This is a genomic window from Pedobacter sp. 05L430 (assembly GCF_056397585.1).
The window spans coordinates 1-8657 of sequence record NZ_JBFTNT010000181.1; the positions used below are offsets into that span (position 1 = coordinate 1).

At 38.0% G+C, this 8657-nt stretch carries 6 protein-coding genes; 5 read left to right on the top strand and 1 reads right to left on the bottom strand.

Going from position 1 to position 8657, the window contains the following annotated elements:
* The first annotated feature begins 134 nt into the window (after window positions 1–134).
* Together AC1DG9_RS18865 and AC1DG9_RS18870 are read left to right on the top strand one after the other, a co-directional pair.
* Window positions 135–2597 carry a penicillin-binding protein 1A gene (locus AC1DG9_RS18865; protein WP_172663292.1) on the top strand — a complete coding sequence of 821 codons (2463 nt, stop codon included), beginning with the start codon at window positions 135–137 and terminating at the stop codon, window positions 2595–2597.
* Window positions 2598–2637: 40 nt separating this feature from the next.
* Window positions 2638–5757 carry a basic secretory protein-like protein gene (locus tag AC1DG9_RS18870; protein ID WP_477635036.1) on the top strand — a complete coding sequence of 1040 codons (3120 nt, stop codon included), beginning with the start codon at window positions 2638–2640 and terminating at the stop codon, window positions 5755–5757.
* A 63-nt stretch (window positions 5758–5820) separates the two neighbouring features.
* Here AC1DG9_RS18870 and AC1DG9_RS18875 read toward each other — a convergent pair whose 3' ends face one another.
* Window positions 5821–6171 carry a GIY-YIG nuclease family protein gene (locus tag AC1DG9_RS18875; protein WP_172663294.1) on the bottom strand — a complete coding sequence of 117 codons (351 nt, stop codon included), beginning with the start codon at window positions 6169–6171 and terminating at the stop codon, window positions 5821–5823.
* A gap of 135 nt (window positions 6172–6306) precedes the next feature.
* Between AC1DG9_RS18875 and AC1DG9_RS18880 the strand changes: the two genes are divergently transcribed.
* The 3 genes from AC1DG9_RS18880 to bioD all read left to right on the top strand — a co-directional run.
* Window positions 6307–7083 carry an XRE family transcriptional regulator gene (locus AC1DG9_RS18880; RefSeq protein ID WP_172663295.1) on the top strand — a complete coding sequence of 259 codons (777 nt, stop codon included), beginning with the start codon at window positions 6307–6309 and terminating at the stop codon, window positions 7081–7083.
* A gap of 21 nt (window positions 7084–7104) precedes the next feature.
* Window positions 7105–8241 (top strand): aminotransferase class I/II-fold pyridoxal phosphate-dependent enzyme, encoded by a 1137-nt coding sequence (locus AC1DG9_RS18885; RefSeq protein WP_337714878.1) that lies wholly within the window; start codon window positions 7105–7107, stop codon window positions 8239–8241.
* The coding region (bioD, locus tag AC1DG9_RS18890; RefSeq protein ID WP_477635037.1) for a dethiobiotin synthase at window positions 8234–8657 on the top strand (424 nt) is incomplete at its 3' end. The genes AC1DG9_RS18885 and bioD, both read left to right, overlap by 8 nt.

Here is an 8657-nt window from a genome sequence, read left to right on the forward strand (position 1 = left end):
ATTATACGCTAAATAGAATAAAGCAACTTGAAATATCAAATCAACCAGTTTATTAATTAATTGTGTTTATTTGCATTGCAAGTTTTAACACTATTTAACACTAACAGTTTTACGTTTTTTTTCATCTTTATCACATGTTTAAAGAAATTCGCAATAAGTACATCCGTTATTCGAGCATAGTTCTTTTTTGTATCATTATCTTCTTTTGTGCGTTGCAACTTAACTTTTTATGGTTATTTGGTTATTCTCCTTCCTCTAAAGATATAAAAGCCCCTACCCTTCGTGTAGGCTCAGAATTATACACAGCCGACGGCAAATTAATTGGCCGCTATTACAAAGAAAACCGTACTCCGGTAAATTTTAATGAAATAGCACCAAGTGTAATTAATGCACTTGTAGCAACTGAAGACGTACGCTTTTACAGCCACATGGGCATCGATTTTAGATCCTTATTATCAAGCGGGATATCTACCGCTACCGGCGATAAAAGAGGTGCCAGTACAATTACTCAGCAGTTGGCAAAAAATCTTTATCGCACACGTTACAATAAATCGCAAGGACTTTTAAGTCATATCCCGCTATTGCGGACGCTTATACCCAAACTTAAAGAGTGGCTTACGGCTGTTAAACTGGAATCTAATTATTCCAAAAACGACATCATAACCATGTACCTGAATACTGTTTCTTTTGGGAACAATGCTTATGGAATAAAAACAGCTGCAAGAATATACTTCGATAAGCAGACAAACGAACTGGATATACCGGAATCGGCCTTATTGGTAGGTATGTTAAAAGGTACCAGCTTATACAACCCTATAAAAAACCCTGATAGAGCATTAGAAAGACGCAACGTGGCTTTGGCTCAAATGAATAAATACAATTACATCAATGCTGCCCAGCTGGATAGTTTCAAAAACAAACCAATAAAGCTTAAAGAAGGACGTATTGATGAAGGCAGTGACGGCGATTCTTACCTAAGGGCTGCAGTGGATAAGTATCTGGAAAAATGGTGTGAAGATAATGGTTATGACCTTTATGAGGATGGTCTGAAAATTTATACCACAATAGATTCTAAACTGCAAAAATATGCAGAGGAAGCTGTTTCAGAGCAGATGAAAGTTATTCAGAAAAGATTTTATAACGTTTGGGGCACGGAAGATCCATGGGAAGATTCGGAAAAGAAAAAAGTAGATTATCCTGAACGTGCGAAGAAAAACTTACCCATTTATGCGCTTCTTCAAAAGAAATTCAGCAATTCTCCTGATTCTGTAGAAGCTTATTTCAACAAGAAAAAGAAAATGAAAATCTTTACTTGGAAAGGCGATAGAGATACACTCTTTTCGACCATGGATTCCATCAGGTATTATGGTAAAATAATGAATACCGGAATGATGACCATGGATCCATTTAATGGGAAGATTAAAGTTTGGGTTGGTGGTATTGATCATAAGTTCTTTAAATATGACCATGTAAATCAATCTAAAAGACAAGCGGGTTCTACCTTTAAACCATTTGCTTATTTAGCAGCTTTGGAATCAGGAATGAGTCCGTGTGATAAGTTTACAGACAAACCTGTCCGTATCTCTTACCAGGAAAATGGAAAGACAGAATATTGGGAGCCAAGAAATGCAGATTGGAGCAATAGCTATCGCGAAATGTCGCTGCGCTGGGCCATGGCTAAATCAGTAAACACCATTACTGCTCAGGTTACTGAAAAAGTAGGAGCGGAAAACGTGGTAAAATGGGCACATGAATGTGGTATTGACAGTCACCTGGCATCTGTACCTTCTGTGAGCCTTGGGCCAAATGATGTAACTGTTTATGAAATGGTTAAAGCCTATGGGACCTTTTTAAATGGTGGTATCAAAACAGAGCCGATCCTTGTTGAAAAGGTTACTGACCTGGATGACAATGTGATTGAAGAATTTAAGCCGAAAACAAAAAGAACACTTACCGAAGAAATAGCCTGGTTAATGTTGTATATGCTTAGAGGTGGTATGGAAGAACCTGGTGGAACTTCGCAGGCGCTTTGGGAATGGGATTTATGGAAAAACAATAACCAGATTGGTGGCAAAACAGGAACATCATCTGATTATGTTGATGCCTGGTATATGGGGGTTACTAAGGATCTGGTCACGGGTGTTTGGGTTGGCTGCGACGAGCGTACGGCCCACTTTAAAAACGGGGAAACCGGTGAAGGTTCAAGAACTGCCCTGCCTATTTTCGCAAAATTTATGGAAAAGGTTTATAAGGATCAAAGTACCGGATATACAATGGGACCTTTCCCTAAATCGAAAGTTAAAATTACCAGGGATATTGATTGCCCTACACCTAGATATACTGTTGACACAACAAGTACCGACAGTATGGCTGTAGATTCTACAAATTTTGATGTTCCTGCAACTGAAGAAACACAACCTGTTCAACAGGATGTTGTAGTTCCTAAGCCCGAAGAAAATAAAACACCTGAACCTGCTAAACCACAACCAGCCACAGAAGCTCCCCTAACTAAAAAAGAAGAGCGTCAGTTAAAGAGAAAGCAGCGGCAGGAAGAAAAGGAAAAAGAAAAAGAGAGAAAGAAAAACGAACAACAGTAGTTTTTAATATTTATAAATTATAACCAATAATAGTCATACTATGATCATGAACTCTACATTTTTGAGAAGGCTAATTCCACTGCTGGTCTTCCTAATGATATCGGCTGTTTCCGTTCAGGCTCAATACTTTGGACAGAACAAGGTGCGGTATAAAAATGAGAAGTTTAAGGTGCTGCAAACTCCACATTTTGAGCTTTATTATTATCTTAAAAATGAAAAGATGATCCAGAAATTCGCACAGGATGCGGAAACATGGTATAAAATGCATCAGGAGATCTTCAGAGATACATTCCTTAAAAAGAATCCGATAATCCTTTACAATAACCACCCTGATTTCCAGCAGACTACTGCTTTACAGGGTGAAATTGGGGTGGGTACAGGCGGTGTTACTGAGGCGCTTAAGAACAGGGTAATTATGCCTGTAATGGAGCTGAATAACCAAACCAGACACGTTTTAGGTCACGAGTTGGTTCACGCTTTTCAATACCATATCCTGCTTGAGAAAGATTCTATTGGTCTGGAAAACATTAGCCAGATTCCTTTATGGATGATTGAGGGTATGGCAGAATATCTTTCTGTTGGTAAAACCGATGCTTTTACCTCAATGTGGATGAGGGATGCGTTATTAAACAGAGATATTCCTTCATTAAAAGACCTTACCAATTCTAATAAGTACTTTCCGTATCGTTACGGACAAGCATTCTGGACTTTTGTAGGTTCTGTTTATGGCGATACGACTATTGTTCCTTTGTTTAAAGCCACAGCAAGATTTGGATATGAGAATGGATTAAAATATACCTTCGGATATGATGACAATACGTTATCAGGACTGTGGAAAAATGCGATAGAATCGCATTACCGTCCAATGTTAAAGTCTGATAGTTCTCAGATCAAGATCAGCGGTACAAAAATTATCGACAACAAGAATGCGGGAAATATGAACGTGGCTCCTGCAATCAGTCCTGACGGAAAATACCTCTGCTTCCTTTCAGAAAAAGACTTATTTGGCATAGATCTCTTTTTAGCGGATGCCAAGACGGGAAAGATAATGCGAAAGCTAAGTAGTCAGKTAGCCAATTCGCATATTGATGATTTTAACTTTCTGGAATCTGCAGGTGCTTGGTCGCCGGATAGTAAGCAGTTTGCCTTTAGTATTTTTAGTAAAGGTAAAAACCAATTGATGGTGATCAATGTTGACAATGGAAGCGTTGCTTTAAGAACGGATATGGGTAATGTTGAGCAGTTTGGAAACCTTACCTGGGCACCAAATGGAGATGATATTGCATTCTCTGGAATGGTTGAGGGACAGAGCGATATTTTCACTTACAATATCAAAACGAAAACGGTAACGCCGATTACCAATGATGCTTATTCTGATTATGCACCTAGTTATTCTCCTGATGGAAAAAAACTGGTTTTTTCCTCAGATAGAGCTTCAATGATGAAAAACAGCAGCAATGCTGTACACCCGATCAACCTTTCAATATATGATATTGAAAGTAAGTCGTTAACAGATGTACCTGTATTCCCTGGTGCAAACAACTTAAATGCGCAGTTCTCTGGCGATAGCAAAAGGTTATTCTTCTTATCTAACAGAGATGGTTTCAGGAATTTATATGAATATAATCTTGGCGATAATACCGCAAAACAACTTACCGACTACTTTACCGGTATTAGTGGTGTTACCGAATTCTCGCCAGCTATTTCAGTTTCGAGAAACGACGACATTATTTATAGCTACTATCGCTACCAAAGATATACTTTGTACAACTCTCCTGTCAGCAATTTCAAATCAAGACCGGTTGATGTAAATGAAGTGAATTTCGACGCTGCGATATTACCTCCAATGGAAAACACCGGGGTTGACATTGTAAATTCTAATCTTGGAAACTTTGAAAAGTTTGAAAAAACCCTTACTGATTCCATGAAACTGGTTCCATACAAACCAAAGTTCAAACTTGATTATCTGGCCAATAGCGGCGTTGGGGTTTCAACCAGTAGATTTGGAACTGGAGTTCAGGGTGGTATTGTAGGGATGTTCAGCGATATTTTAGGTAAAAATCAGATCATAGCCAACTTGTCTGTAAACGGCGAAATCTATGATTTTGGTGGCCTTGTAGGTTATATTAACCAGCAAAGCAGAATTAACTGGGGTTTTGCATTGTCGCACATCCCATACATTACTGGTTTTAGAGACATTGCGGCAGAACAAATTGATCAGAGTGATGGCAGTAAGCTAAATGTTATAAATGACAGAACAAATCTGATACGGACATTTGAAGATCAGATGCAGTTATTTGGTGCATATCCATTTAATAAGGTACATAGGTTTGAACTTGGCGGCGCATTTTCTCGTTATAGTTACCGCATAGATCGTATAAGTAATTATTATGATGAAACAGGCTCATACTATCTTGGTTCTGAAAAGAAAAAAATACCAACAGATCAGGCTTCGCAGGAATTAGGTATACCATTTAATTCATTTACTATTTTCCAGGCTAATGCATCATTTGTTGGCGATAACTCTATTATGGGGGTAACCTCTCCTCTTGATGGATTTAGATATAGAGTTGGAGCCGAGCAATATTTTGGCGATTACAGTTTCTCGGCCATCACGGTTGATTTAAGGAAATATGTGCGTGTTAAACCTTTCACCTTTGCAGCCAGAACTTATAACTACATCAGGATTGGAAGAGATGGCGAAAACCTATACCCATTGTATGCAGGATATCCGTATTTAATAAGAGGTTACGAAGCGAACTCTATGTATAAGAGTAATGATTTAGGAGGGAACTTCGATATCAATCAGCTATCTGGAAGTAAGATAGCAGTAGTGAACTTTGAAGTCCGCCTACCATTTACAGGCCCTAAAAAGTTAGCTCAAATACCTTCTAAGTTTTTATTTACTGATTTAAACCTGTTCTTTGATGCAGGATTAGCATGGGATGAAGATTCAAAAGTATCTTTCAAAAGCCAGCCTAATGGTGTGTTATTGCCAAACGGCAAACCTGCTGAAAGAGTACCAGCACTAAGTGCCGGTGTTTCCGTTAGGGTGAATGTATTTGGTTACTTTGTATTGGAACCTTATTATGCTTTCCCGTTCCAACGTAAAGATGTTAAAGCCGGTGTTTTTGGTTTAACATTTGCTCCTGGTTGGTAAGACTGTTATTTAATGATCGTATAAAAAGGCTCGAATAGAATATCTATTCGAGCCTTTTTTGTTTTAAGAGTACATAGTAAATGGCAGGTTAACCTGATTGATCAGCTTCTTGCTGGAAATGATATGCTCAAAATCCAACCCTATCGTTAAATCTACCCAATCAGGATTACATGACCTCACAACCCGCTCCTTTTGCATCCTGGTGAATCTGCTCATTATTTTAAATCTGCTTAAAGCCTGTGCTTCTGTTTTAAATTCTTCAAAATACACCAATCTGGTAAGTTGTTGACTGCTATCAAAAAACAAGCAAGGCATTTGCTTGTAGAAATCCAGCGTCTTAATTAAATCAGAACTCATTCCAACGTGTAAACTAGTACGGTTTCTGTCTGTTACAATGTATACGAACTTTTTCATGGCCTTAAGCTTAAATTATTATTAACTAAATTAATTAGTACTCCTTTTGGATATTCAAATAAATAATACTAACTTTATTGGCACAATAATACTAACTATTTTAGTAAAAACAAATAAATTTTAAATTTTTATTTTATGTCAAATATTTCATCCAACCTTAAGTACTTAAGAAAGAAAAAAGGCCACACACAGCAGCAATTCGCTGATGCAATGGAAATTAAAAGATCATTGATTGGTGCTTACGAAGAGGACAGAGCGGAACCAAAATATGATTTACTAAAGAAAATAGCAGAATATTTTGAACTGACTATAGATGAATTTATCAATGAAAATATAAACGACAGCTGGAAACCCAAACCAAAAAGCCAGGGTTCGAACCTTAGGATACTAAGTATATCTGTCGACAAAGACGACAATGAGAACATCGAGATGGTTCCTGTTAAAGCTAGCGCCGGATATTTAAATGGCTTCGCAGATCCACAGTATATTAAAGACCTTCCCAAATTTCAATTGCCATTGCCCTTCCTAAAACAAGGAACGTTCAGAGCTTTCGAAATCGTTGGCGATTCTATGTTACCTATCCAATCGGGAAGCGTAATATTAGGGGAATATATGGATAACTGGAATGATGTAAAAACTGGCGAAACCTATGTTATTGTGAGCAAGAATGAAGGTGTGGTTTATAAAAGAGCCGGCAACCGCTTTAAAGAAAACAAAGAACTGAAGTTAATCTCAGACAATAAAGTATATGATCCTTATACCATAGCAGCGGAAGATATTCTTGAAATATGGAAAGCAAAAGCTTATATTTCATCTACCCTGCCCGACCCTACACCTGAACCTACTATTGAAACGCTAACAAATATGATGTCTCAAATGCAAAAATCTATATCACAGCTAAACAAAAACTAATACGCCCCAGAACAGCACTAAATGAATAAAGCTGAGCAATTCATAAACGAAAGGCTACTCAACAGAACAGAAAAAGGCTCATTAAGGAAATTATCTGCAAAGATTTTCCCTGTTGATTTTTGCTCTAATGATTATCTGGGCTTTGCAAGATCGCCTCAATTAAAAAATGCAATCAATGAGACTTTATTGCATATGCCACATTATGGTAATGGCGCTGCAGGTTCTCGTTTGCTAAGTGGCAATCATGCTTTTACTGAAGAGACTGAAGCTTTTATTGCTGACTTCCATAATGCAGAAAATGGTCTTGTCTTTAATTCTGGATACGATGCCAACGTAGGTCTTATTTCAAGCTTAGCACAGCGCGGCGATACCATTATATCTGATGAATTGATTCATGCCAGTCTTATAGATGGTGCCCGACTAACTCATGCCAACCGATATTCCTTTAAACATAACAATCTTAACGACCTTGAAGCCAAACTAAAAGTTGCAAAAGGAAATGTTTATGTGGTTGTAGAAAGTGTTTATTCTATGGACGGTGACGTTGCGCCACTTACTGAAATAAATAACCTGTGTGAAAGATATGAGGCAAACCTGATTGTTGATGAAGCGCATGCTTTGGGTATTTTTGGGAATTATGGACGGGGGTTAGTACAGCAGGCGGGCCTGGAAAATAAAGTATTTGCACGCATCGTTGCTTTTGGCAAAGCATTGGGCTGCCATGGGGCAATTGTATTAGGAAGCCGTGCATTACGCAACTACCTCATCAATTTTGCACGTTCCTTCATCTACTCTACAGCAGCTCCTATTCATGCTATTGCAGCTATAAGAAGTGCTTACCAAATGCTGACTGATACAGATTACCGCCCATTAATTGCAGAGAAAATAGCTTTGTATTCACGCTTAATTAGCAACTCGGGCATTCAGGATATTCAACCAAGCCCAAGTACAATACAAACTATTATATACAACAGCAACCAAAAAGCTAAATTTGCTGCCGAAACATTACAAAATAAAGGTATAGATGTTCGTGCTATCTTAAGCCCTACCGTTGCAGAAGGCAAAGAGCGGCTAAGGATATGCTTACATCTGTTTAATACCGATGAAGAGATTAAGATGCTTGTAGACCAACTCATATTATTAAAAGAACATGAATAATACATATTTTATTACCGGAATAGGAACCGGTATTGGTAAAACAATTGTAAGCTCAATATTAACAGAAAAACTACAGGCAGATTATTGGAAGCCCATTCAGTCAGGGGATCTGGAAATAAGCGATAGCTTATTTGTTGGAAACCTGATAAGCAATACCAAAACAGTTATACACCCTGAACGATACAGACTCGGCCAGCCACTTTCTCCCCACTTGTCGGCCAAAATAGATGGTGTTCACATTACCACTGATTCTATAAAAAAACCGATAACGGATAACAGTCTGATTATTGAAGGCGCGGGAGGTTTAATGGTACCATTGAACGATAAGGAACTTATATGCGACCTGATCAAATCACTTGATGCAAAGGTTATTGTAGTTTCTCAGAACTACCTTGGTAGCATTAACCATACCTTAC